Annotated in this window: 1 protein-coding gene; it reads right to left on the minus strand. The window is 31.9% G+C overall.

The genetic code is table 11. From position 1 onward, the window contains the following. The coding region (locus tag JF818_RS09850) for a sensor domain-containing diguanylate cyclase (protein WP_198891840.1) at positions 1-982 on the minus strand (982 nt) is incomplete at its 3' end. Positions 983-1009: the final 27 nt, after the last annotated feature.

Consider the following 1009-nt stretch of genomic DNA (forward strand, 5'->3'; position numbering starts at 1 on the left):
CTTGAATACTTTCTTTTGTTTGATCAAAAGCAATAAACGCAAACTCCTCTCCACCCATTCTAGATAATAGTGTATCCTTATCCTCAAAGGATTTTAGTTTTATTCCTATCAATTGTAATACTTTGTCCCCAAATAGATGGCCATATAAATCATTTATTTGCTTGAACAAATCGAGATCCAACATAATCATTCCAATAGACCTTGGTTGTGATAATATTTTTTCTTCAAATTTTTCTATAAATCCTCGTCTATTTAGAAGTCCTGTCAAACCATCTGTCGTACTTAATCTCTCCAAATCCTCTGCTTGCTTAATATTTTTTAAAGCAATGGCTACATAAGATCCTATTATATTAAAGATTTCCATATCCTCTTTAGAATAAGCATACTTCTTATAACTCTGTATCGTAAATACACCAACCGTTTCTCTTTTTACAACTAAAGGTAAAAACATAACAGAATTAATATCCAAATCAGAGCTTTGCTTGGCCTTCTCACGTATCAGTGGTTCATTTGTGTAAATAACATTGTCATTTTCAATATCGTTAGATATCAGCTCTTTCTTATTGATGATTGACCACACCGCTAAACTACTCTTATTAGATAGCGGTATGGATTTTGTATTTAACTTTCGCCCTTCATTAAAAAAATGTTCATACTTTAATTCTTCATCTTTCAATATACCAATACCAATACTATCAATAGACATGAATGAGGACAGTGCGTCTAAAGCAAATAATAAAACCTGATCGAGATCATCATACATCGTTATGTCTCTACCGACTTTCGCCACCATTTCAAACCTTGTTAAGGTCTTTTTATACTCTTCTCGTATCACTTCATTCATCGTCTTTTCACTATTTAAGTCTACCAACTTATGATACATTAAATCATACTTTACCATATAGTCATAGGCAGATTTGTAATAGCCTGTTAAATTTGATATTATCGCTGCTCTTTTATAGAATGAATGCCGTGTGTTCATATTTTCTATCTGTTCAAAATCCAAACG

This window comes from Sphaerochaeta sp. S2 (genome assembly GCF_016406725.1).
Lineage (GTDB): Bacteria > Spirochaetota > Spirochaetia > Sphaerochaetales > Sphaerochaetaceae > Sphaerochaeta.